A 24,163-nucleotide genomic window follows, 5' to 3' on the forward strand; every position below is an offset into this window, starting at 1 on the left:
GGCCTGCTGTCTGCCGTTAGCGCAGCAACTGCAGTAGTAGTAACGCCAGCGTAGTGGCGCAACAGCCTGCGGCAAGGGCTAGCATCCAGTTGCCGCGCCGTTGCAAGGGCGCGAGCTGGCTAGCCAGTTCCTGCTGCACACTGGCGGCTATCAGCGTGTGCTGGCTGCCTAGCTGCTGTTCCAGCTGGGCGCTCAGGCGCTGGCCCGTATGTTCCACGCCACCGGCCAAGTCAGCCAGGCGTGGCGGCAGGGCGGCCAGTTGTGCTGTTGTGCTGTGCTGGCCATGCTCTAACTGGCGACCCAGCACGCCTAGCTGGTCCGTAAGCTGGGCAGTGTCTGTCTGATTCGCGCCATGCAGTTTCTGCAGCTCGCCGTTTAGACTGCCTAGCGCCTGATCCGTAGCGCCGGCCGTGCTCTGCACCGCGTCCAGGAGGCGGCTAGCGCTGCCATCGAGCTGGGCAAACCGTTCAGTTGCCTGCTGGTGCTGCGTGCGGCTGGCGTCATGGAATGCGCTGTGGGCGCGTTCCAGTGCTGTGAGCTGGCTGCGCAGGTCTTCGAGCTGATCTTCCAGATCGTTGACGCGGGTATTCAACTGGCCCAGGGTCTTGTTGATCTTGCTGGTCTGGTCTGCCATGGTTTCGCCCAGCGTGCCGGCCAGACTCTGGACCGTGCGCGTGGTGTTGTGCTGTAACTGCTCGAACTGCTGCTGCAGTGCCGTGACGGATTGCTGCAGCGGTGCTAGCGGCCGTTCCATGACGCGCAGGAGCAGATCGCCCATGGCACTCTCCTGCTGTTCGATCTGGCGCTGTAACTCCCGGTCGTGCTGATGGTTGCTTGCGTTCATGCTGTCTGATGTTGAGGTAGTTTGATTTTGCGGTATTCATCGCTTAGCGCGACGATGCCCAGTAGTTCCAGCAGCGCTACACTGGCTTGCGCGGCGCCGGCCATGTGCCGGGTGCGCTGCTGTAGCTCGTGCAGATATTCTTCATCGAGCAGGGTGCTGAAACGGGCGGCCTGGGCCTCGTCACGCTCCAGCCGCGCCAGCGCCTGCTCCTTGATGGCATGGATGACGTCGGCTTGGGCTAGGCGCTCGGCGCGGAGGTTGTTCTGCTGGGTTTTAATGTGCAGCAGGCTGGCGGCACTGCGCGCACAGCGCTCGGCTTCCGCTTCGAGTGCATGTAATTGTTCAGCCAGTATCTGCATCCATAAATTCTGCGCCAGCACGCTGACCTTGTGCGCGACATCGCGGATATCGGCTTTGAGGCGTGCTTTGTCGTCGGCGAAGCTGTCCGATACGCTAGGATAATATTCGTCGCGCCAGTAGTCGCCCATGCGCCGTATCAGCACATCGAATTCCGCATCGGCCAGCTGGTTGACGGTGCCGATATGTTGATCCATGCGCGGCTTGGCTTTGCCGAGCAGGCGGCGCGTGACGCTGCCCGCAGCCGGCGCAGCGTCGAGAAACTGCTGGCGTAGCCAGCCGGTGAAGTCATTGATGCGGGCATAGAAGGCGCTGGTATTGGTCCATAGCTGATTGACCAGTTCGACCTGTGCGCTGGCATCGATGCTGGGGGAGGTCTTTAGTTCTTCACAGGCGGCGGAGCATTGCGCCAGCCGGGCATGCAGTGCGTTAGCTTCTGCCATGGCGGCAGCGGCGCCCTCACTGGCTTGCCGGGCCAGCGCTTCGGCCTGCTCGACCTGCTCGCGCACCTGTGCTAGCTGCTGCTCAGCCAGTTGCAGGTGGGCTTCACGCTTGCAGCGCGTGACCACATGCACGTCGAGCGCGTTACGGAAGCGTGCGGCCTCGCTGGCAGAGGCGCGAATATCAGCCATCAGGCTGTCCTTGAGCCCTTGCACGACGGGCTGTATCCGTCGCGCATAGGGTGTGTCCTGTGCCAGCATCGCATGCCATGAGCTGCCCAGCTCCAGCGGGTAGTACAGTTCCGGGCGCGACGCTTCGGGCGAGAGCACCAGATCGAAGCTGCGGATTTCCTGTTGCAGGCGGGCGCGGAACAAGGCCGCATCGAGTTGGTCCGGATGCTGGGCGGCGAAGCTCTGTACCGTGCTGGGCGTGAAGGCAAATGTGGTGACGATGCGGAAGCGGCCCGGCACATACTGCCAGTCTTCGATGCTGGGCAGGTTAAGTGCGGCCGGAATCAGGAAGGAGAGATTGTCACCGCGGCCGACCAGCAGTATCAGATCGGCATGGGGCACATAGCGTGCTGCCATCTGCTGCACGTGTTCGCGCTCGATTTCGTCTGCCGGATTGTCGCCGGGCAGGTCCAGCATGCGTATGCCGCTATCGGTCTGGCTGCTGTCGAAGCAATCGGCCGGAATGGCGACGACCACCGGCTGATCGGGATGCAGACGCCGTTCGCTCATGCGCTGGCGCAGCTCGCCCAGTGCCGCCTGCATGGCGGCGTCGCTGCCTATGCGGCGCAGGCCGCTGCCATCATCAAAGTGCCAGTCCTGATCGGGCGAACGGCGGTATTCCATGGTCGTGGCGGTAGCCGACATGCCGCTGGCGCGGCCGCCGCGCAGAATCTGGCCGACCCGGGTCTGGGCAGCGATGTCCAGGCCCATCAGTTCGAGCAGCAGGGTGGTCTTGCCTACCTGGGTCATGCCGAACACTACCACATAGGGGGGCTGCTGCTCGCTGGCACTGATGAAATGGCTGCGCACTTCAGCGCTCAGGCTATCGATAAAGCGGCGGTAGGCCCGGTAGGCCCAGCCCAGCCGCTCTTGCTGCAGCGCGTGCCAGTGCCTGGCCGGTGCCATGACTTCCATCAGGCGGCTGCCGTATCGAACAGGGCCAGGGTCTGGCCCGAACTGGCCAGTTGCGACAGCAGATCCTGCTGCAGCACGCGCACGTCGGCCAGCGCTTTCTGCAGACGGTCCTGCTCCATCAGTGCGCGGTCCATGCCGTAGCGGCTGCGCAAGCCCTGTTGTAGCTGGTAGCGCATGGTGGCCATCAGCTCGTCATAGCGGGCCAGGAAGTGGACCTGATGGTGATCGCGTATATTCTGCAGCATGCTCTGGGCCAGATGGCGCACCTGACCGTCATAGCGCTTGACTTCCTGCAGCGCGCAATGGGCCAGATAGCCGATGGCGACGGCGGCTGCCACGGCGCCGCCGACCGTCATGCCGACCGCGCCGGCGGCACCGCCACCTGCGGCCACGGTTCCTGCACCGGCCGTGGTAGCAGCTGCGGTAGCGGCCGTACTGGCCGCGCTCTGGGCCGCGCCTATGCCTATGCTGGACAGCAGCGCATTCAGGATGTCAGCGTGGCCGTCGGCCGCTACGTCAACGGCCATGATGGCGGCCATGCCTTTCAGCAGACTGCGCGACGTGTCGCCAAACTGGGATAGCTGTTGCTGCATGCGGTCGATAGAGCCGGCCAGATCACCTGCCGGCATCTGGCTCAGGGTGGCGCCATCGATCTGCACCAGTTGCGGTAAAACGGCGGCGATGCGCGTGTATTCGAGCACCAGCACCGGCAGCAGCCTTGCGGTGCGCTCCAGATCTTCGTCGGCTGCCGTGTTTTCCTGCACGCCGGCACGGCTGCACAGCAGCGCACGCAGATTGCTCTGGGTTTTTTCTTCGGTAAAGCGGGCCTTGACGGCTTGCTGGTGTTCATCGACATAGCCGAGTCGCTGGAGTGGCGCAGCCGTGGCCGGCAGGGCGGTCGCGACCGTGCGCGGGCCCGCACTGCGTGCGGTAAGCTGGGCCAGTCCGCCTGCATACTGGTCCAGCAGCGGAGTGACCTGCTGCCAACTGGTCAGCACATTCTGTTCCAGTTTGCGCTGGGTCTCTGTTACGGTGTCAAAGGTGCTGCCTAGCTTGTTCCAGAAGCCTTCGTGCTGATCCAGCAGGCGCTGTTCCATGGCGCGCCAGGCCGTGTCGAAGTGCTGGGCGGTCAGTTCGCGCACCATTTTCAAATGCTGTTCCCGCAATTGCTCATTGGCGTCGTCAAAAGCTTCCAGACAGTTGCGTATGGTTTGCTGGTTGCCGTCTTCATTGCCGGCCTGACGCAAGGCCAGCATGGCGTGGGTGCGGATTTCACGCAGCACGGCAACCAGATCGACGGCCAGCGCCTGTTCGAGCTGCTGGAGCTGCACCTGACGCGTTGCGCTGCCGTTGAGCGACATGCCGGACAGTGCGGCCGCCACCGCCGGACGCCATAGGCTCACATAGTCGCCAGTGCTGCCCGGCTGGTCCTGTCCGGTGCAGATCACGCGCTGCATAGCGCCTTCCTGATGCAGCGCGAACGCGCTCAAGGCGCTCTGGCGCAATTCGTCCAGCTTGTCCTGCTGGCCGGCGCAAGCTTCCGTCTTGGTAATCACTACCAGCGGCTGCACGGTACGCAACTCATTGGCCAGCATGTCTTTGACGATGTCCTGCTGGTCCTTGTTGGCGAGGCGGGTGGCATCGGTCACGATCACGCAGCCGGCAGCGCCGACCAGCGCCTGGCGCATCAGATCCTGCCAGATCTGGTTGCTGGTATTGCGCTTCTCATAGCCGGGCAACAGTAGCAGGGACTGGCCCGCATGGCGGAAATGGCGTGCCGGCACTTGCAGTATGGGTAGCAGCACTTCGGCGCGCTGGCCGCGGCAGGCCTGCACGAATTCGCTGGCCGTCAGGGGGTGTCGCACCATCTCAAAACGCGCGCTACCATCCGCTGCAGGTTGTAATTGCAGCGCGTAGCCTTGCGGAGCATTGATCTCGCTGCTCTCTTCTAGCAATACGGGCAAGGTTTCGCCGCGGCCTTCGTTAGCTGGCAGCCATGGATCGTCATCGTTGAGATCGTACAGCGTGCGGATCAGCGTCGTCTTGCCGGCGCCCTGGGTGCCGCCTACGGCGATCATCCAGCGCGTGCTCATGATTTCCGCTAGTGTCAGGCGGCGCAGGATGGGAAGTAGCTGGTCATCGATTTCTGGCAGGTCCAGCGCCCGGGAGGCGCCCCGCAGTTCGCGCAGCGCCTGGTTGAGTTGGGTAAGCAGCAATTCGGGTGTTTGCATGAGTGTTCGTGCGTCAGTGATGAATTATGGTTGCTGTAGGGCATTAGTTTCTTTTCTAACTATACACCCGGGGCAGGGCGATCGCCATGCCTGCCGATGATTTATCTGTTGTGGTGGCGGAATACCATGGGAGGGACAGATTGCGCTTTCCCGATTGGCTGGACAGGTGCAAAATACTGTCGGGGACGGCTGGCAGGCCGGCGCGGCGAGCGATGGCGAAAACACGGTTTTAGCTGTTGCGGCCGCTGTTTTGTGGCAAAATGTGTGTGCTGTCTCCTATTATATGTCTTATATAAGACTTGTTGAGGTACAATAGTCATCAGAGTCGGCGGAGTCGCTCCGCTTCCCTGCAATCAACCTGAATGAGAGTTCTCCATGTTAGCTGCCTACCGCACCCACGTCGCTGAACGTGCATCCCTTGGTATTCCACCGCTGCCGCTGTCGGCTGCCCAGACCACGGACCTGGTCGAACTCCTGAAGAATCCGCCTGCTGGCGAAGAACAATTCCTGGTCGACCTGATCACCAACCGCGTTCCTGCCGGTGTGGATGACGCGGCCAAAGTCAAATGCGCTTTCCTGTCGGCTGTGGCCAAAGGCACGGAAAGCTCGCCACTGGTGTCGCGCGAGCTGGCAACCCGCCTGCTGGGCACCATGCTGGGCGGCTTCAACATCAAGCCTATGATCGACCTGCTGGACGACGCCGTGGTCGGTGACGTCGCTGCCGAAGGTCTGAAAAAGACCCTGCTGATGTTCGATTACTTCCATGACGTGAAAGAACTGGCCGACAAGGGCAGCGCGCGCGCCAAGGCCGTGATCCAGTCGTGGGCCGACGCCGAGTGGTTCACCTCGCGTCCTGAAGTACCACAGAGCATGACCCTGACCGTGTTCAAAGTGTCGGGCGAAACCAACACCGACGATCTGTCGCCAGCGCCTGACGCCACCACCCGTCCGGACATTCCTATGCACGCTCTGGCGATGCTGAAAAACCCGCGTCCGGGCATCAATCCTGAAGAGCCAGGCAAAGTCGGCCCGATCAAGCAGATCGAAGCGCTGAAAGCCAAAGGCAATCTGGTCGCCTACGTCGGTGACGTGGTCGGTACCGGTTCGTCGCGTAAATCGGCCACCAACTCGGTGCTGTGGTTCACCGGCGAAGACATTCCATTCATCCCGAACAAGCGTTTCGGCGGCGTCTGCCTGGGTACCAAGATCGCTCCTATCTTCTACAACACCATGGAAGATGCGGGCGCACTGCCAATCGAACTCGACGTATCGCAAATGGAAATGGGCGACGTGATCGAACTGCGTCCGTTCGAAGGCAAAGCCCTGAAAAACGGCGCTGTCATCGCTGAATTCAAAGTCAAATCGGACGTGCTGTTCGACGAAGTACGCGCCGGTGGCCGTATTCCTCTGATCATCGGCCGTGGCCTGACCGCCAAAGCCCGCGAAGCACTGGGCCTGCCAGTATCGACCCTGTTCCGTCTGCCGCAAGACCCGGCCGACAGCGGCCGCGGCTTCTCGCTGGCCCAGAAAATGGTTGGCCGTGCTTGCGGTCTGCCAGCTGGCAAAGGTATCCGTCCGGGCACCTACTGCGAGCCGAAGATGACCACCGTGGGCTCGCAAGATACCACCGGCCCGATGACCCGCGACGAGCTGAAAGATCTGGCTTGCCTGGGCTTCTCGGCGGACATGGTGATGCAGTCGTTCTGCCACACCGCCGCTTATCCGAAAGTGGTGGACGTGAAGATGCACCGCGAACTGCCGACCTTCATCGAAAACCGTGGCGGCGTCGCGCTGCGTCCGGGCGACGGCGTGATCCACTCGTGGCTGAACCGTCTGCTGCTGCCGGACACCGTCGGCACCGGCGGCGACTCGCACACCCGTTTCCCTATCGGTATTTCGTTCCCGGCCGGTTCCGGTCTGGTCGCGTTTGCTGCAGCGACCGGCGTGATGCCGCTGGATATGCCTGAATCGGTGCTGGTACGCTTCAAAGGCGCGATGCAGCCGGGCGTGACCCTGCGCGATCTGGTCAACGCGATTCCGCTGTACGCGATCCGTCAGGGTCTGCTGACCGTGGACAAGAAAGGCAAGAAAAACATCTTCTCCGGCCGTATTCTGGAAATCGAAGGTCTGCCACAACTGAAAGTGGAACAGGCATTCGAACTGTCCGACGCGTCGGCTGAACGTTCGGCGGCCGGTTGCACCGTGCATCTGGATAAAGCGCCTATCATCGAGTACATGACCTCGAACATCACGCTGATGAAGTGGATGATCGCGACCGGCTATCAGGACAAGCGTACGCTGGAACGCCGTATTCAGGCCATGGAAGCTTGGCTGGCCAATCCGGAACTGCTGGCGCCGGACGCCGACGCCGAATACGCTGCCGTGATCGAGATCGATCTGGCCGACATCCACGAGCCTATCGTGGCCTGCCCGAACGATCCGGACGACGTGAAAACCCTGGCCGACGTGGCTGGTGCCAAGATCGACGACGTGTTCGTGGGTTCCTGCATGACCAACATCGGTCACTTCCGCGCCGCTTCGAAAGTGCTGGAAGGTAAGTCGGATATCCCGGTCCGTCTGTGGATCGCGCCACCAACCAAGATGGATGCGCAAGTGCTGACGGCCGAAGGCCACTACGGCACGCTGGGCCGCACCGGCGCCCGTATGGAAATGCCGGGCTGCTCGCTGTGCATGGGTAACCAGGCACAGATCCGCAAGGGCGCCACCGTGATGTCGACCTCGACCCGTAACTTCCCTAACCGTCTGGGTCTGGAAACCAATGTGTATCTGGGTTCGGCCGAACTGGCAGCGGTGTGCTCGGCACTGGGCCGCATCCCGACCAAGGAAGAGTACATGTCGCAGATCGGCGTGATCGACAAGAACGCCTCGCAGATCTACCGCTACATGAACTTCGATCAAATCGACGAGTTCCGCAGCGTGGCTGACACCGTCGCCATCAGCAAGTAATTCGCTCCTCAGCCAGGGTGCCGCCAGCGGCACCCGCGCTGATCAGGCCCGTGCGCTGTTGCAGCGTACGGGCCTTTTGTTTTCTGAAACGGACATTGCTTCAGCCTGATGCATGCAAGCGGCGCATAGGCGTGTAATATGTTAGCTATACAAGCAGTACTGGGAGGATAGGAATATGCAGAAAATCATAGCAGCGAGCCTGATGTTGCTGATAGGTGCAACGCCGGTAGTGCAGGCCAAGGGCTGTATCAAAGGTGCCGTAGTGGGCGGCGTGGTCGGACATGTGGCCGGCAAGCATGCGGTGGCCGGTGCAGTCGTCGGTTGCGTGGCTGGCCGCCATATGGCCAAGCAGAAGGCCAAACAGCAGAAGGAAGAAGAGGCCGGCAAAAAGGCTGCTGCGCCAGCGCCAGCGCCTGAACCGGCCAGACCATGAGTGTGGCTTCCCGCCAGTCTGCCTGTCGCTGAATGCTGCGCCTTATCTTCACCGCTGTTCTGCACCCGCTGTTCCTGATCTGCGCCCGCGCTGAGCGGGTGCCGCGGCTGCTCGTGCTGCAAATGTTGTTTATGTTGCTGTCTGCCAGCCTGACGGGCGGCAGGGCGCTGGCCAGTCCCATGCCGCAGCAGGGGCTGCGCTTTATTCCTACCCTGATAGGCGACGCTATCCCGGACGGAGTGGTGACGGCACTGGCACAGGACGAGCGCGGCTTTATCTGGGCCGGTGGCCCTACCGGACTCGCGCGCTTCGATGGCTACCGCTTTCAGCGCTTTGGCTTGAAAGCCGCTGCCGGCAGCGCAGAAAAAATGGGTTTCGTGACGGCCATCGTGCCGGCCGGCCACGGCCGTCTGTGGGCCGGGCTGGTCACGGTCGGGCTGGCCGATGTGGATGCCGATAGCGGCCATTCCGTGTTCTACCAGCATGATGCGGCCGATCCGGACTCACTCACCAACGGCGTGGTGCGCGCGCTGGCGCGCGAAGAGCAGGGCGGCTTATGGGTGGCCACTTCGGGCGGCGGGGTCGATTATCTGCCGGCCGGCGCCAAGCAGTTCCGCCACTGGCGCGGTAGCGCGGCGGGCTTGCCCAGTGACTGGATGTTTGCCCTGCTGGTCGACCGCCAAGGCGATGTGTGGGCCGGTGGGCGGCAAGGATTGGTGCGCAAGAAACGCGCCTCGCAGCGCTTTGATGCAGTGCTGGCGGCTGGCGCCGACCAGCAGGCGCTGGCGCAGGAAACCGTGACCATGCTGTTTCAGGATGCGGCCGGCATAGTCTGGGTGGGTACCCAGAGTGGCCGCCTGCTGATGCTGGATCCCGTGCGTGGCAGCGTGCGCTGGATGGCGCAGGATGGCAGCGAAGCAGCCGGCCCCGTCAACACCATGGTGGCAGCGGACCAGCATACGGTCTGGGTTGGGCGCGGCAATGGCATCGACGTACGCGATGCCGCCAGCGGTGCGCTGCGCGAGCGCCTGACGCACCGGCGCGACCAGCCCCACACCTTGCCCGGCGCCGATGTGCGGGGCTTGGTGCGCGACGCGTCCGGCGTACTGTTCGTGGGCGAGTTTTCTGGTGGCGTGCAGCGCTATGTGCCGCCTTTGCCCGGCATTGCCGTGCTGGTACCGGATGGCAGTGATCCGCAGGCCGACATCAGTGTGCGCAGCGTGCTACAGATGGCCAATGGTGAAGTCTGGCTCGGTCGTTCGGAAGGCGGCGTGGCGATACTCGATCGTGACTTGCGGCCCAGCGGCCATCTGGCGCTGCCGCGCAACCGTGCGGCGCAGGCCGGCGCCAGTCCCGTCACGGCCATGGCGCAAAGCCGCTCCGGCCAGATCTGGCTGGGTGCCGATTACGGCCTGTACCAGTTCGATGCCGAGCGGCGCCTGCTGCGCAGCTACGATACGGGCGGCGGCAAGGTGCGGCGCTTGCTGTTCGAGCCGGACGGCGCGCTGCTGATTGCGACCCAGGATGGTCTGCTAAGGCTGGCGGCGGGCGGCAGCGAGCTGCAGCCTGTCCGGCTGGCCCAGGGCGGGCCTTTGCGCGGTTATGTCGATGCGCTCGATCTGGCACCTGATGGCCGCATCTGGGTCGGCGGGGTGGATGGCATGTACTGGCGCGATGCCGCAGGCAACGAGCTGCACGAGCTGCAATCCTATCCCGATGCCAAGGCGGCCGGCTGGTCGGTGAAGGGTTTGCTGTATAGCGATGGCGCCTACTGGTGCGAAACGGATAATGGTTTATACCGTATCGACCAGATCGAGGGCCAGCGCGCGCGCTATACGCTGATGATCCCCGTACGGGCTGGCAGCCGGCGCAGCATAGGCGCCAATCTGCTGCGCGATGGCCAGGGGCGCATCTGGTCGCACCGCGGCATCTATCTGCCCGCCAGCGACAAGTTCTACGAATTCAGTCCGGCCGATGGGGTGGATTTCGGTACCGGCTGGTTCCGTTCCTACACGGCGCTCAAGGATGGCCGCATGCTGTTCGGTGGCAGTGCCGGCCTGCTGCTGATCGATACCACGCGCTATGTGCCGTGGGCTTACCAGCCGCCGGTGGTGCTGACGCGTGTGCTCGCAGGCGGCCAAGCCATTGTCGCGCCGGGCGCAGGCGTGCTGCAGATAGGCCCGCAGCAGCGTACGCTGCGGGTGGAATTTTCTGCGCTCGACTACAGTTATCCGGAAGGACTGCATTACCGCTACCAGTTGCAGGGCTACGACGAAGACTGGCGCGAGACGGACGCTGCGCTGCGGGTGGCCAGCTATGACCAGCTACCGCCCGGCAACTACACCTTGCAGGTGCAGGGCAGTAACCGCAATGGCGTGTGGAGCCCTTATTCGGCCAGCCTGAGCGTGCAGGTGCTGCCACTGTGGTGGGAAACCTGGTGGGCCCGTAGCGGGCTGGTCGTGCTGCTGGTGCTGGCGCTGCTGGCGTTGCTGCAGTGGCGTACCGGCCAGTTGCAGCGCCGCAAGCAGATGCTCGAGCGCAGTGTCAGCGAACGTACGGCGGAATTGCAGCAGGTTTCGGCCGCGCTGGAAGCCAAGACGGTGGCGCTGGAGCTGGCCAGCCGTACGGATCCGCTGACGGGCATGCATAACCGCCGCTTCCTGACCGAGCATATCGATAGCGATGTCGACCAGTCGCTGCGCCGCTATGCCGAGCAGGAACGCCGTGGCGTGCAGACGGGCGATGACTGCGACCTGATCTTCTTCCTGATCGATATTGACCACTTCAAGCCCGTCAATGACCAGTATGGCCATGCTGCCGGCGATGCCGTGTTGCAGCAGATGCGTGCGCGCCTGCTATCGATCTTCCGCGACAGCGATTATCTGATCCGCTGGGGTGGCGAGGAATTCCTCATCGTGGCACGCGCCACGCGGCGCAGCCGCGCGCCTGAACTGGCCGAGCGGGCCCGGCTGGCCGTGGCACGTCAGCCATTCCAGCTCCCCGACGGTACGGCACTGGGCAAGACCTGCTCGATTGGCTATGCCTGCTTCCCGCTGAGTGCTGCCCAGCCGCAGGCCGTAGGCTGGCCCGTGCTGATCGAAATGGCTGATGCTGCGCTATATCACGTCAAGCATCATGGGCGCGACGGTTGGTGCGGGGTCAACGCCGTGCACGAAAGCGATGCGGAGCGGCTGCGCGCACTCGTGCGGCAAGAGTTACGCCAGTGGCAAGCCTTGTCTGATGTGGAACTGCATTGCTCGTCGTCCCATCTGGCTGCACAGGCTAGTGCCTAGACTGCGCCGGGGCTGATCCGGCGCCGTCCTGATGGCGCCGCACGATGGCTGCTTAATAAGTTATAATGTTTTATCAAAAGAACATATTTAACGTTTATGCAGCCAGCAGCGAAGGCGGAACCGGCCCAGCACCGTCTCGAATGGATACAGGCACTGCGTGCCATTGCCTGTCTGGGCGTGGTATTCACCCATGCCCGCTATTTTCTCCTGGATACCCCGGAATGGCCGGTGGCCGAACACTGGCTCACGGTGGGCGCGGCAGGCGTGGACCTGTTCTTCGTCATCAGCGGCTTCATCATGGCTTACACCACCATGGGGCAGGGCCGCAGCGAAGTGGGTAGTTTCCTGCGCCGGCGTCTGCTACGGGTCTGGCCACCGCTGGCCGTGATGGTGCTGGTCTGGGCTTACACCATGAATGGCGGGCTGGCCGCGCTCAAGGCGGCTGGCAGTAATGGCTTGCTCAAAACTCTGCTGCTGATACCGGCCAACAGCCATACCCCGCCGTATTTTGAAATGTTTTTGCCGGTGGCGTGGACGCTGGTATTCGAAATGTATTTCTATGCCGTGTTTGCGCTGTCCATGTGTGCCCAGCGCTGGCGCTGGCTGGTGCTGCACGGTCTGATTATCGGCGGTGTGCTGCTCGATCCCGTAGTGTGGCAGGACTGGAATATGAGCCCCCAGCACGATGCCGGCCTGCGCCCCGTGCTGCTGAACGTGGCCAGCAACCCGCTGGTACTGGAATTCCTGTTCGGCGTGTGGGCGGCCTGGCTGTACCGTAGCCCGTTGCGGCTGCCTTCGGCGCGCCTGTGCTGGCATCTGCTGCTACTGGTGGTGGCGGCCGGTAGCTGGTACAGCCTGGTGCGCTTCTGGACTTTCCACGGCCCCATGGGCTGGGGCTTGTTTGCCGGCGCGCTGGTACTTACGCTGGCCCTGATCAGCAAGACGGTCAGCCTGCGCGTGCCGCCGCTGCTGCTATGGCTGGGCAGTATTTCATACTCACTCTACCTGACCCACACTTGCACCCAGCAGCTGCTGATCCGGTATGTCGAGCGCCATGGCTGGAGTTCGCATAGCTGGGATTTCGTCTGGTGTTCCACGGCCATCTGTCTGGTGGTGGCCTATGGCTATTACGAGCTGGTGGAGCAGCGCCTGGTGGACTGGCTGCGCAGCTTGCCTGCGCGATTTGCTGGCCTAGCAGGACGCACCAGCGATAATTTGACCTAGATCAAGGAAATTGAGCTTTACTACAGGCAATGTTGTCGTTAGACCTAGACGCAGTGACCGACTGCGCCGGCCAACGTACAACACTCCAAGGCCATGCCATGAAGCTCAAATTCCTTGGTGCCACGGGCACCGTGACCGGTTCCAAATACCTGCTCAATACGGGCAGCGCCACCATCCTGATCGACTGCGGCCTGTTTCAGGGCTATAAACAACTACGCTTGCGCAACTGGGAAGAGTTTCCCGTGCCGCCTGATTCCATCGATGCCGTGGTGCTGACCCACGCCCACCTCGACCACAGCGGCTATCTGCCGCTGCTGGTGCGCGAAGGTTTCCGTGGCAAGATCTACTGCAGCGAGGCCACCTACGACCTGTGCAAGATCCTGCTGCCCGATAGCGGCCGCCTGCTCGAAGAAGAGGCCAACCATGCCAACCGCCACAGCTATTCGCGCCATGCACCGGCACTGCCGCTGTACACGGAAGAAGATGCGCTGCGCGCGCTGGACTACTTCCATCCGATTCCCTTCGGCAAGCCGCATCAGGTGGCGGCCGGCCTGACGGCGCAACTCGCGCTGGGCGGCCATATCCTCGGTGCTGCCATCGTCACGCTCAACGATGGCAAGCGCACGCTGACTTTCTCTGGCGATCTGGGCCGGCTGCATGACGCCATCATGGTTGAGCCCACGCTGATAGAACAGACTGATTATCTGGTGCTGGAATCGACCTATGGCAACCGCAGCCATGATCCGGCCGATCCGGCCATACTCTTGGGCCAGACCATACGCGACACGGCCGCGCGCGGTGGCGTGACGGTCATCCCTTCGTTCGCTGTCGGCCGTGCCCAGTCGCTGCTGTATGAAATCCACCGGCTGAAACAGCGTGGCGAGATCCCCGCGCTGCTGCCGGTCTATCTGAACAGTCCGATGGCGATCGATACCACGGCGCTGTACCAGAAGCACCGCAAGCTGCATCGCCTGAACCAGCAGGAATGCTTGGCCATGTGCCATGCCGCCAAGATCGTCAACAGCGTGGAAGAATCAATCGAGCTGAATCAGCGGCAGATGCCGATGGTAATCATTGCCGCCAGCGGCATGGCCACTGGCGGCCGCGTGCTGCACCATCTCAAAGCGTTTGCGCCGAATAGCCGCAACACCATCCTGTTCGCCGGCTTCCAGGCTGGCGGTACGCGTGGCCGCGCCATGCTGGACGGCGTGGACGCGATCAAGATCCATGGCGAATATGTGCCGCTGCGCGCGCAGGTCAGCCAGATCGACAACCTGTCCGCCCATGCTGACGCCAATGAGATTCTGGGCTGGCTCGGTCATTTCAAGCAGGCGCCCAAGCAGGTGTTCATCACTCACGGCGAGCCGGATGCGGCCGATGCGCTGCGCCACCGCATCGAAGAAACCCTGCACTGGCCTTGCCGCGTGCCTGAATACAAAGAACAGGTGGAGCTGGTATGAATCTGAATCCCGATGCACTGGTGCTGCGCCGTCTCGGCATCGACACCTATCAGGAGCTGGTGGCCTATCTGCGCAGCGATTCGCCGATCTGCCGTTCGGAAGGCTTCGAGGCCCAGTCGCGCATACAGGTGTGCTGCGGCAGCCGCCATATCATCGCCACGCTCAACGTGGTGCACGAGTCACTGATAGGGCGCCATCAACTCGGCCTGTCCGAAGCGGCCTGGCATGCACTCGGTGGTGAGGACGGCGCGCCCGTCAAGGTCAAGCATGCGCCGCCGCTGCAGTCCTTCTCGGCCGTGCGCGGCAAGATCTATGGCCGGCCCTTCACCAGCGATGCGGTGGAATCCATCGTGCACGATATCGCCGGCGGCCACTACTCGGATATCGAAATGGCCGCGCTGATCACGGCCTGTTCCGGCAACCGCATGGACGTGGCCGAGACCATCGCCCTGACCCGTTCGATGGTGGGAGTAGGCCAGCGCCTGTACTGGGAGCGCGACATCGTGGTGGACAAGCATTGCGTGGGCGGCCTGCCCGGCAACCGTACCACGCTGATCGTGGTGCCTATCGTGGCAGCCTGCGGCCTGACCATTCCCAAGACTTCGTCGCGCGCGATTACTTCGCCGGCCGGCTCGGCCGACACTATGGAAACCCTGGCGCCGGTGGGACTGGACCTGCCAGCCATGCGGCGCGTGGTGGATCAGGAGGGCGGCTGCATCGTCTGGGGCGGCGCCGTTTCGCTGAGTCCTGCCGACGACATGCTGATCCGCGTCGAGCGGCCGCTGGGACTCGATAGCGACGGGCTGCTGGTAGCGTCCGTGCTGTCGAAGAAAATCGCTGCCGGTTCGACTCACGTGGTAATCGATATACCCGTCGGCCGCACCGCCAAAGTGCGTTCGCCGGCCGCTGCTGCAGCACTGGCGGGCCGCCTGATCGAAGTCGGTACGGCGCTCGGTCTGGCCATCGATGTGGTGCAGAGCGATGGTTCGCAGCCGGTAGGGCGCGGCATAGGCCCGGCGCTGGAAGCCTGGGATGTGCTGGCCGTCTTGCGCAACGAAGCTGGTGCACCCGATGATCTGCGCCAGCGTGCCGTCACGCTGGCAGGCCGCCTGCTGGAGCTGGGCGGCAAAGCCTTGCCGGGGCAGGGCGTGGCGCTGGCAATGGAAGTACTGGCCAGCGGTGCGGCATGGCACAAGATGCAGGCCCTGTGCGCAGCGCAGGGCGGCATGCGTGAGCCGGGCCGCGCCGCCCATACCCATGTGATCACGGCCCAGCATGCGGGCCGGGTGGTGGCAGTAGACAACCGCCGGCTGGCCCGCTTGGCCAAGTTGGCCGGTGCACCCAAGGCCAGCGCGGCCGGCCTGTTGCTGCATGTGGCGATAGGCTCGACGGTGGAAGTTGGCCAGCCGCTGTACACATTGCACGCAGAATCACCCGGTGAGCTGGCGTATGCACTCAGCTATGCCCATGCACAGGAAGACCTCTACACCATCGAGGAGCACCCATGAAACCGCTGATACTGGCCATGCCGGGCGCCGAAGTACTAGCCGAATCTTTGGCCGTATCTCTGGCACTTAGCATCGAATGCGAACGTGGACATCTGACGCTGCACCGTTTTCCCGATGGCGAGAATTGCCCGCAGATTTTGCCCGAACCGCAGGGGCGTGACGTGGTGCTGGTGGCTGCGCTCGACCATCCGGATGACAAGCTGCTGCCGCTGTACCTGTCGGCCTGCGTGGCACGCGAACTCGGTGCGCGCCGTATCGTGCTGGTGCTGCCATATCTGCCATATATGCGCCAGGATGCCGTGTTCCAGCCGGGGCAGGGCATTACGGCGCGTCACTTTGCGCGGCTGCTGTCGTCGTGCTGCGATGCGCTGGTGACGGTGGATCCCCATCTGCACCGCATCCTCAGCCTGGACGAAGTGTATAGCGTAGCCAGCGAGGTGGTGGCGGCTGCACCGGCCATCGCCGAGTGGATACGCCAGAACGTGGCGGCGCCGGTGGTGGTGGGGCCGGACAGCGAAAGCGAGCAATGGGCCGCCCACGTGGCCGAACTGGCCGGCTGCCCGTACACAGTGCTGAGCAAGGTGCGCAGCGGCGATCACGAAGTAGCCGTGTCGCTGCCGCCGGCCCAGTTGCTGGCAGGGCGCACACCCGTGCTGGTGGACGATATCGCTTCGACCGCACGTACCATGGTGGCTGCAACGGGCCAGCTAAAGCAGGCTGGCGCAGCTGCGCCCATCTGCATTGCCGTGCATGCGCTGTTTGCCGGCGATGCCTATAGCGTGCTGCAACAGGCTGGCGTGGCCGCTGTGGTCAGTTGCAATACCGTGCCGCATGCCAGCAACGGCATAGACCTGATGCCGGCACTGGCCGCAGCGGCCCGGCGCATGTTGGCCGAAAGCGCCCAGCACTAGCCCTTATTGCAGGGGCAGGTGGACGGCGAATTCGGTGCCCACACCGGCTTCGCTATCGACCGTGATGCGGCCATGGTGCTTGTCGACGATCTTGCGCACGATGTCCAGTCCCAGCCCACTGCCTTCGCCGGCCGGCTTGGTGGTGAAGAAGGCATCGAAGATGCGGTCGCGGATTTCCGGCGGTATGCCGCAGCCGGTGTCGCGTATCGCCACCACGGCTTCGTTGCCCACCTGTTCTATGTTGATGGTCAGCGTGCCCTGATTCTGCATGGCCTGTATGGCGTTGTAGATCAGATTGGTCCAGACCTGATTGAGTTCGTCCGGCAGGCAGCGTAGCGGCGCTATCGGATGGTAGTTGCGCACCACTTCTATGCCTTGCTTGGTCTGGTTCTGGTAGATGGTCAGCACGGTGTCCAGACTGTGGCACAGGTCGACTTCGCGCAGTTCGCCCGAGCTGTCGACGCGCGAATAGGATTTCAGCGCAAACACGATTTTCGCCACCCGTTCCACTGCCGTGTTGATGTTGCTGGCACTGCTGACGATGGAGGCCATGCTGGCCGCCGTATCGAGAATGAAATCGGCATGCGGGTGCCGTAGCAGGCCCACATAGTTGGCTGCATACGCGTGCGCGCGCAGCTCCACCAACAGGGCCGCCTTGCGCCGGGCCTCGGTCACGCCAGCCTGCTCCAGCATATCCATCACCTGATTGGTCAGGGCGCGTTCTTCGCGCGTATTCAGGATCCCGCTGCTGTTGCGGGTGTGCTGCAGCATGGCGATGAATAGCTGCTGCTCCGGCTCGGCCAGCAGTTGGAACAGGCGCGGCAGGTTGCTCAGGGTTTGTTCGAGCGCTTCCGCAATATTGTGGCCGCTGGCCTTGATGGCGCCGATCGGGGTATTGATCTCGTGTGCGACGTTGGCCACCAGCTGGCCCAGCGAAGCCATTTTCTCCTGCTGGATAATCATGGCCTGGGCTCTACGCAGTGCGGCCAGCGTGTCCGAATTGGCCAGCGCAATCGCACCGTAGGCGCACAGGGTACGGAAGATGGCGACATCGCGCTCGCCATAGGCGTGGGCGCGTGGCGTGTGGATGGACATCACGCCCAGTACCCGTTCGCCCGCCATCAGTGGTGCATAGATGGCGCTGGTGCCGGCCTGCGCATCGAGCACTTCCTGCTGTTCGGCGATGCACAGGGCCGCTGCCGGTTCGATGTCCAGCAGTTCGCCGTTGCTGTCGACCCGCTGGTCATTGTCGATGCCGAGCACGAGGCTCAGTTTGCTGCCACCCTGACGCAGGCGGTAGATGCGATAGCTATGGGTGTCGAGCAGGGCGCGCACATGGCGGTCCAGCGAGGACAGCACGGCCGCCTGTTCCAGATTGCCCGTGATTTCGCGGCCGATGGCCCCCAGCTGTTCGAGCGTGGCATTGGCCTGTTCCAGCGTGGCAGCGCGCTGGGCCTCGGCTTCGTGCTGGGCCTGCAGCGCAGCGGCGTTGTCGAGCGCGATGGTCAGATAGGAGCACAGGGTACGGAAGATCGATTGTTCGCGTTCGCCATAGGCATTCGATTCCATGGTTTGCACCGACATCACGCCCAGCAGGCGCTCGCCCACGATCAGTGGCGAATACAGATTGCTCAGGTTGGGGCAGTTACCGGCCAGATAGCGCGGCTCGCCGGGCCGCATATGCCGCACCACTTCGAGCCGGGTGCGGGCGCAGCGCGAGGACATGGCCAGCGGATCGTCGAGTGCCAGCGAGAACGGCGCCAAGGCTGCGCCATTCTCCATGCCGAACACCATGTCGAGCTTCTGCGTGGTGCTATTCATCAGCAGCACGAAAAAGGTATTGGTCTTGAGTAGCTGGTGCACATTCAGGGCCAGCGAATGGAACACGGCCTGCATGTCGAGGCAGGCGGTGAATTCGCGCCCGATCCGGCCTATCACTTCCAGATCGCTGGCGCGCGCCGCCGTCAGCTGCAGCAGCTTCTGGGTTTCTTCGAACAGGCGGGCGTTTTCCAGCGCCGTGCTGAGAATGTTGGTGATGGTCTTGAGCAGGGTGACATCGGCTTCGCTGAAAGCGAATTCCAGATCGAGGTGCTGCAGCGTCACCACGCCGGTCACTTCGTCGCCACTGATCATGGGGATGAAGGCAGCGCTCTTGGCCGTCTCGCCGCGCAGCACGGGATTGCCGTAGGCGACGCTTTGCTGCGCCAGATTCTCGTTGAAGAGCAGGGCCTGACGGCTCTCCAGCACGTGCTTGCGAAAGCCGAAGATGCCTATGGTATGGGGCGCTTCGCGCAGTTCGCGTTCGATGTAATAAGGTACATGGAACTGCTGGGTGTCGCGCTCGAGCAGCGCGATATTGACGACCTGTGCCTGAAAAATCTGCTGGATCTTGTCGCCCACGATGGTACAGATATCGGCCAGCTGCAGGCGTGCCGTGAGCGCCGTCTGCACACTGTTGATGATGGCCAGATCAGCTTCACGTTGCGCCATCAGCTGGGCGCTGACGGAATCGCGGCCCTGTCCGTGGGCGGTACTCATGCCGTCGCTGTGCCGCGTAATTGCGCCAGCTCGCCATCCTTCTGTTCCAGTTGCAGCTTGAGGGCGTCGATCTCGGCATTGAGCTGGGCTTCATGGTGGAAGGCGCGCAGGGCCGAGCGTATGGTCAGGATCAGGTCGGCATTGTTGAAGGGCTTTTCAATGAAGCGGTACAGATTAGCGTCATTGATGGCTTTCTTCACGCCTTCCAGATCGCTCTGGCCCGTCAGCATGATCTTGATGGCGGCCGGATACATTTCATGCAGCTTGATCAGTAGTTCGTCGCCGCGCATCCATGGCATGATGTAGTCGGAGATGACGACACTTAGCTGCAGTCCCCGTTTATGGTGATCCTCGATGATTTCCAGCGCTTCCGAGGCCGATTCGGCGATTTCCACCAAATGGTCGTTGCCGAAAATTTTGCCGATCAGGGTACGTAAGGCGTTCAGGACGGTCGAATCGTCATCGACACAGAGAATGATGCCTTTGCTCATGTTGGTGTTTCTCCGGATTCAGTGTGGTACAAAGAATTGTTTGAAACGCAAATAGTGTTTGCATTCGGAAATATCAGAATAGACGATTTCCCCATTAAAGTCACCAGAAAAATCAATTTCGATACTTTTTGTCGATTGTTGCTGACGGTGCTATGATGATTTCACCCCATCCGCAACAACAACTCGAGAGGAGAACACCATGAAAATGTTTGCCAAGATGCTCACCAGCCTGCTGCTGATCGTGGGGCTGGGCTGGACTGTTCCTGTGGCCGCCCAAGCCCAGGCGCCGCGTGGAACGGCGGATGAAGCGGTGGCCATGGTCAAGCGCGCGGCAGCCTATCTGAATAAGAACGGCAAGGACAAGGCCGTGGCTGCATTCAATGATCCCGCCGGCGAATTTGTGGTCGGCGACCTTTACGTGATTATGCTGGACGAGAAAGGCGTCGCCTTGGCGCACGGGCAGAACCCACGTATGGTGAACAAGAACATTCTGGAGCTGATGGCGGGCGATGTCTACCCGATCAAGGAATTCATCAAGATCGCCAATGGCCCGTCCGGTCATGGCTGGGTCAATTACCAGTGGCCTAACTCGATCAGCAAGAAAATGGAACCCAAGAGCACCTATGTGGAACGGGTGGGCGAGTACTATCTGGGCGTGGGCGTGTACCACTGAAGCAGCATTTGTCTTGCACAGTTGTAATCACACAGCATTGCAATTTTCTAACTTGATGTAAATACATACTCTAAATCAGATACTTAGTCAGAACGCCCCGTGAACGGGGCGTTTTTTTTGTCCGCACGCGCGCTTTTATCGGCCCAAGTACACAGCCTTCAGATAGACTCAAATCAGCCTTGCGCTGTGGCTACATGTGGCGCAGCCGTTTACCGTCTTCTGGACGCCTACCATTGAACTGTGAATGCCGAACCAAGGGCTGCACGCCGGCCCGTCCGGGCTGGACTGTGCTGATCAAGCTGGGCTTGCTCTGGCTGTTCACCATGCTGGTCTGCAGCCTGCCGGCACAGGCCGCGGAGCGCTGGGCCGGCTTGCGCGATGCCGTGTTCCAGAACTACACGCAGGCCCAGGGCCTGCCCAACTCGATCGCCACTGCCATTGTCGAAGACGCGGATGGCTTCCTGTGGGTCGGCACCCAGAACGGCCTGAGCCGCTGGGATGGCTACCGTTTTCGCACCTACCAGCCCAATCCTGCCCAGCCCCGTTCGCTGCCGGATAACTGGGTAACGGCCTTGCACAAGGATAGCGCGGGCCAGTTGTGGATAGGCACGAGTTCCGGCGGGCTGGCCCGCTACGACGCGCGCGACGACCATTTCATCAACTACCGGGTAGGCCAGAACGGTCTGAGCCATATGGCCGTGAATGCGCTGGCGCAGGATGATGGCGGCGGCCTGTGGATAGGCACAGGCGGCGGGCTGGACCGGCTCGATGCGGCCAGCGGCGTGATCACGCCCCAGGGCCGCAATCAACTGCCGGCCGCAGCGGTATTTTCCCTGTTGCGGCTACGCAGCGGCGCGCTGCTGGTCGGCATGGGGAGCGGGTTGTACCGGCGCGATGCGGCGCACCAGCCATTCCATCGTGTAGCTCTGCAGGGCGGGCAGGACGGGCAGATAGCCGTACACAGCCTGTTCGAAGATGCATTAGGTCAAATCTGGATAGGTACGCGCCACAACGGGGTTTTCCGCATGGGCAAGAACGATGCGATAGCGCAACAGTTCTCCGGTCATGGCGATGCGCACAATCTGTTGCAGCATAGCTGGGTGTATGCCCTGGGCGCGGCCGGGCCCGAGGAAGTCTGGATAGGCACTTACGGCCAGGGCGTGCTGGCAGTGGACTTGCGCGACGATAGCTACCGGCGCATACGCCACGATCCGGCGCTGGCCAGCAGCCTGGCCGGCGACATTATCTTCGCCATCTTTGCCGACCGCAGCGGCGCCATCTGGCTAGGCAGCCAGCGTGGCGTGAGCCGGCACGACGGCCAGCAGAAACTGGTCAGCACCGTGTTCGGCGATTCGCGCCGCAGCGGCAGCATACGCGGTGCCGACCTGTTTGCCGTCTACACCCATAGCGACGGACGTATCTGGCTGGGCCTGCAGGGCCAGGGCGTAGACATCGTCGATCCCGAGCGCAACGTGATCCAGCACATCGTGGCGGACGCCGAGCGGGCCGACAGTGCTTTGCCGGTCGACCATGTGTTCGATTTCGCCGAAGCAGCCAATGGCGACGTATTCGTGGCCACCGGGCGCGGGCTGTTCCGCGTCAATGCCGCCGGTAGCGAGGTACAGCGCATCAGCATCGCCGGCCGGCCGCCCGCCGCCAGTACTTACCGGCTGCTCAGGCTAGGCGACGAACTGTGGGTGGGCGGGCGCGATGACGGCATCTGGGTGCTGCCGCTAGGCGGCGGTGCCGTGCGCCACATCGATGCAGGCCAGCTCAGCGATAGCCGCATCACGGCCCTGTATGCGGATGCCGGCAATGCGCTGTGGATAGGCAGCCGGAATGGATTGAACCGGCTCGATCTGCGCAATGGCGTGATCACGCGCAGCCTGCCGGACAAGAATCAGGCGCAGGCACTGGCGGCCGGGCTGGTGTCTTCCATCATGCGGGACCGCAAGGGCAGGCTGTGGGTGGCCACGCTGGGCGGTGGCATCCATGTGCTGCGCAAGGAACAGTCTGGCCAGTTGCAGTTCGAGCGGGTGGGGCGCGAGCAGGGTTTGCCGAGCATGAATGTGGATGCCCTGCTGCTCGATGGCAGCGGCAAGATCTGGGCCACCACGGCCGACGGCATCGTCACGCTAGACCCGGATAGCCTGGCCATGCGCATCTACCATCAGGCGGACGGACTGGCCATCAATGGCTACTGGGTCGGCTCGGCTAGCCGCACGGCCCAGGGCGAACTGCTGTTTGGCGGTGAAGGTGGGCTGTCCGTGCTGCGTCCTACCGAGACGCAGAGTCGCGAATACCAGCCGCCGCTGGCGGTTACCGCCATCCAGTTGGGCGGCAAGCCGGTGGCGTCGGCGCGCTACAACCATGCAGGCCAGCGCAATGCACTCGAGGTGGCAAATTCTGCCGATAGCGTGACAGTGGAATTTGCTGCGCTCGATTTCGCTGCGCCCGAACGCATCGCCTACCGCTACCGTTTGGACGGCTTCGATACGGACTGGATCTCGACTGATGCGCTGCACCGTTTCGCCAGCTACACCAATCTGGCGCCTGGCCAGTACAGCCTGCGGGTGCAGGCGGCTGACCGCAATGGCAACTGGTCGCGCCATACGCTCAATCTGCCCGTGATCGTGATTCCGGCGTGGTATCAGACGCTGTGGCTGCGCGTCTTGCTGGCGGCACTGGCGCTGGCCGTGCTGGTGAGCGTGGTACAGGCGCGTACCGCCTTGCTGCGCCAGCGCCAGCGTGCGCTGGAACAGCAGGTGGAAGAGCGTACGCTGGTACTGGAACAGACTGCGCAGGAACTGCGCACCGCCAATGAGCGGCTGTTCCTGCTGGCGACCATCGATTCGCTGACGGGCTGCGCCAACCGCCACCATTTCATCGAAAGAGCGCGCGACTATCTGGCCCTGATGGAGCGCACCAATCAGCCGCTGGCGCTGCTGATCATGGACCTCGACGGCTTCAAGCAGGTCAACGACCGCTATGGCCACCCGTTCGGCGACGAAGTGCTGCGGGCAGCCGTGAAGGCGGCGCAGCTGACCATCCGCAGTACCGATATGCTGGGCCGCATGGGCGGCGAAGAATTTGCCGTGCTGATGCCGGATACGGACAAGGAAGGCGCGTGGCGCCTGGCGGAACGGGTACGTGTAGCGATTGCAGCGGCCGAAGTAAGCAGCGGCGAGATCCGCCTGCATCCTACCGTCAGCATAGGGCTGGCCATGCGCGCAGCCGGAGAACAGTTCGATGCGCTGTATGTGCGCACCGACGTGGCGCTGTATGCGGCCAAGGAGGCTGGCCGCAACCGCACAGTGATGGCCAGCTAGCCGCTGGCTGTGAGCGGCTGGCGGCTTGCAGTTGGTAGCTAGCGGCTGGTGGCCGGACGGCGCCCGCGTGCGCGGCCTGCAGTGGTCAGGGCCGGTGCTTCATCATTGGCGCTGGCGCCGGGGGCTGCACCGAACAGCGCGGCGACCATGGGGTCGCGCCTTACCAGCACTTTCTTGGGACGAGTAGGGAACAGGGTGTCATCGATCAGGCGGTGTACGCGGTTACCCTCGCGATTGGTCGTAATGCTCAGCATAGGGCCGTCGTAGCAGTGCTCTGCAAGGCAAGTCATGATGTACTCTCTCGGGTGGACCGCCGAA

At 62.7% G+C, this 24,163-nt stretch carries 15 protein-coding genes; 9 read left to right on the forward strand and 6 right to left on the reverse strand.

The features are described from left to right. Positions 1–16: 16 nt before the first annotated feature. Genes GM655_RS16770 through GM655_RS16780 form a run of 3 tightly spaced genes read right to left on the reverse strand, consistent with a single transcriptional unit; the run spans position 17 to position 5,018 of the window. Complete coding sequence (locus GM655_RS16770) at positions 17–844, reverse strand: hypothetical protein (protein ID WP_155435844.1); 828 nt, start codon at positions 842–844, stop codon at positions 17–19. Further along, a complete protein-coding gene (locus GM655_RS16775; RefSeq protein WP_155435845.1) occupies positions 841–2,787 on the reverse strand; it encodes a GTPase family protein in 1,947 nt (648 codons plus the stop codon). Before GM655_RS16775 ends, GM655_RS16770 begins: the two co-directional genes overlap by 4 nt. Next, positions 2,787–5,018 carry a hypothetical protein gene (locus GM655_RS16780; RefSeq protein WP_155435846.1) on the reverse strand — a complete coding sequence of 744 codons (2,232 nt, stop codon included), beginning with the start codon at positions 5,016–5,018 and terminating at the stop codon, positions 2,787–2,789. The genes GM655_RS16775 and GM655_RS16780 overlap by 1 nt, the downstream gene beginning before the upstream one ends. A 375-nt stretch (positions 5,019–5,393) precedes the next feature. On the opposite strand from GM655_RS16780, the gene GM655_RS16785 reads away from it, so the two are divergent. The 7 genes from GM655_RS16785 to GM655_RS16815 all read left to right on the forward strand — a co-directional run bounded on the left by GM655_RS16785 (position 5,394) and on the right by GM655_RS16815 (position 16,814). Continuing rightward, the gene (locus GM655_RS16785) at positions 5,394–7,985 is read left to right on the forward strand and encodes a bifunctional aconitate hydratase 2/2-methylisocitrate dehydratase (RefSeq protein WP_155435847.1); all 2,592 of its coding nucleotides are present in this window, start codon (positions 5,394–5,396) and stop codon (positions 7,983–7,985) included. Positions 7,986–8,160: 175 nt separating this feature from the next. Beyond that, positions 8,161–8,418 carry a hypothetical protein gene (locus GM655_RS16790; protein WP_155435848.1) on the forward strand — a complete coding sequence of 86 codons (258 nt, stop codon included), beginning with the start codon at positions 8,161–8,163 and terminating at the stop codon, positions 8,416–8,418. Positions 8,419–8,549: 131 nt separating this feature from the next. Continuing rightward, complete coding sequence (locus tag GM655_RS16795; RefSeq protein WP_196308796.1) at positions 8,550–11,711, forward strand: ligand-binding sensor domain-containing protein; 3,162 nt, start codon at positions 8,550–8,552, stop codon at positions 11,709–11,711. A 96-nt stretch (positions 11,712–11,807) separates the two neighbouring features. Continuing rightward, positions 11,808–12,935, forward strand: a complete 1,128-nt coding sequence (locus GM655_RS16800; RefSeq protein ID WP_155435850.1) for an acyltransferase family protein — start codon at positions 11,808–11,810, stop codon at positions 12,933–12,935. A gap of 98 nt (positions 12,936–13,033) precedes the next feature. Beyond that, positions 13,034–14,395 (forward strand): MBL fold metallo-hydrolase RNA specificity domain-containing protein, encoded by a 1,362-nt coding sequence (locus GM655_RS16805; protein WP_155435851.1) that lies wholly within the window; start codon positions 13,034–13,036, stop codon positions 14,393–14,395. Continuing rightward, positions 14,392–15,903 carry a thymidine phosphorylase family protein gene (locus tag GM655_RS16810; protein ID WP_155435852.1) on the forward strand — a complete coding sequence of 504 codons (1,512 nt, stop codon included), beginning with the start codon at positions 14,392–14,394 and terminating at the stop codon, positions 15,901–15,903. The genes GM655_RS16805 and GM655_RS16810 overlap by 4 nt, the downstream gene beginning before the upstream one ends. Then, entirely contained in the window at positions 15,900–16,814 is a 915-nt protein-coding gene (locus tag GM655_RS16815) for a ribose-phosphate pyrophosphokinase (RefSeq protein ID WP_155435853.1), read from the forward strand. The genes GM655_RS16810 and GM655_RS16815 overlap by 4 nt, the downstream gene beginning before the upstream one ends. 3 nt (positions 16,815–16,817) lie before the next feature. On the opposite strand, the gene GM655_RS16820 is transcribed toward GM655_RS16815, so the two are convergent. Beyond that, the gene (locus GM655_RS16820) at positions 16,818–19,352 is read right to left on the reverse strand and encodes a GAF domain-containing protein (protein ID WP_155435854.1); all 2,535 of its coding nucleotides are present in this window, start codon (positions 19,350–19,352) and stop codon (positions 16,818–16,820) included. Beyond that, a complete protein-coding gene (locus GM655_RS16825; protein ID WP_155435855.1) occupies positions 19,349–19,843 on the reverse strand; it encodes a response regulator in 495 nt (164 codons plus the stop codon). Before GM655_RS16825 ends, GM655_RS16820 begins: the two co-directional genes overlap by 4 nt. Before the next feature lie 199 nt (positions 19,844–20,042). On the opposite strand from GM655_RS16825, the gene GM655_RS16830 reads away from it, so the two are divergent. Both GM655_RS16830 and GM655_RS16835 read left to right on the forward strand, forming a co-directional pair. Further along, positions 20,043–20,516: a cache domain-containing protein gene (locus tag GM655_RS16830; RefSeq protein ID WP_155435856.1), complete on the forward strand. Its 474-nt coding sequence runs from the start codon at positions 20,043–20,045 to the stop codon at positions 20,514–20,516. A 233-nt stretch (positions 20,517–20,749) separates the two neighbouring features. Beyond that, positions 20,750–23,845: a ligand-binding sensor domain-containing diguanylate cyclase gene (locus tag GM655_RS16835; RefSeq protein WP_196308797.1), complete on the forward strand. Its 3,096-nt coding sequence runs from the start codon at positions 20,750–20,752 to the stop codon at positions 23,843–23,845. A 38-nt stretch (positions 23,846–23,883) separates the two neighbouring features. On the opposite strand, the gene GM655_RS16840 is transcribed toward GM655_RS16835, so the two are convergent. Next, a complete protein-coding gene (locus GM655_RS16840) occupies positions 23,884–24,135 on the reverse strand; it encodes a hypothetical protein (RefSeq protein WP_155435858.1) in 252 nt (83 codons plus the stop codon). Between the last annotated feature and the right edge of the window lie 28 nt (positions 24,136–24,163).

Source organism: Pseudoduganella danionis, from assembly GCF_009720775.1.
GTDB classification, from domain to species: domain Bacteria; phylum Pseudomonadota; class Gammaproteobacteria; order Burkholderiales; family Burkholderiaceae_D; genus Rugamonas; species Rugamonas danionis.

Excerpts from the sequence above, each read along its gene's own strand:
- GM655_RS16840 (WP_155435858.1), bottom strand. The coding sequence starts at position 24,135 with ATGACTTGCCTTGCAGAGCACTGCTACGACGGCCCTATGCTGAGCATT.
- GM655_RS16820 (WP_155435854.1), bottom strand. The coding sequence starts at position 19,352 with ATGAGTACCGCCCACGGACAGGGCCGCGATTCCGTCAGCGCCCAGCTG.
- GM655_RS16810 (WP_155435852.1), top strand. The coding sequence starts at position 14,392 with ATGAATCTGAATCCCGATGCACTGGTGCTGCGCCGTCTCGGCATCGAC.
- GM655_RS16790 (WP_155435848.1), top strand. The coding sequence starts at position 8,161 with ATGCAGAAAATCATAGCAGCGAGCCTGATGTTGCTGATAGGTGCAACG.
- GM655_RS16780 (WP_155435846.1), bottom strand. The coding sequence starts at position 5,018 with ATGCAAACACCCGAATTGCTGCTTACCCAACTCAACCAGGCGCTGCGC.
- GM655_RS16830 (WP_155435856.1), top strand. The coding sequence starts at position 20,043 with ATGAAAATGTTTGCCAAGATGCTCACCAGCCTGCTGCTGATCGTGGGG.
- GM655_RS16825 (WP_155435855.1), bottom strand. The coding sequence starts at position 19,843 with ATGAGCAAAGGCATCATTCTCTGTGTCGATGACGATTCGACCGTCCTG.
- GM655_RS16770 (WP_155435844.1), bottom strand. The coding sequence starts at position 844 with ATGAACGCAAGCAACCATCAGCACGACCGGGAGTTACAGCGCCAGATC.
- GM655_RS16815 (WP_155435853.1), top strand. The coding sequence starts at position 15,900 with ATGAAACCGCTGATACTGGCCATGCCGGGCGCCGAAGTACTAGCCGAA.
- GM655_RS16805 (WP_155435851.1), top strand. The coding sequence starts at position 13,034 with ATGAAGCTCAAATTCCTTGGTGCCACGGGCACCGTGACCGGTTCCAAA.
- GM655_RS16785 (WP_155435847.1), top strand. The coding sequence starts at position 5,394 with ATGTTAGCTGCCTACCGCACCCACGTCGCTGAACGTGCATCCCTTGGT.
- GM655_RS16775 (WP_155435845.1), bottom strand. The coding sequence starts at position 2,787 with ATGGAAGTCATGGCACCGGCCAGGCACTGGCACGCGCTGCAGCAAGAG.
- GM655_RS16795 (WP_196308796.1), top strand. The coding sequence starts at position 8,550 with ATGTTGCTGTCTGCCAGCCTGACGGGCGGCAGGGCGCTGGCCAGTCCC.
- GM655_RS16800 (WP_155435850.1), top strand. The coding sequence starts at position 11,808 with ATGCAGCCAGCAGCGAAGGCGGAACCGGCCCAGCACCGTCTCGAATGG.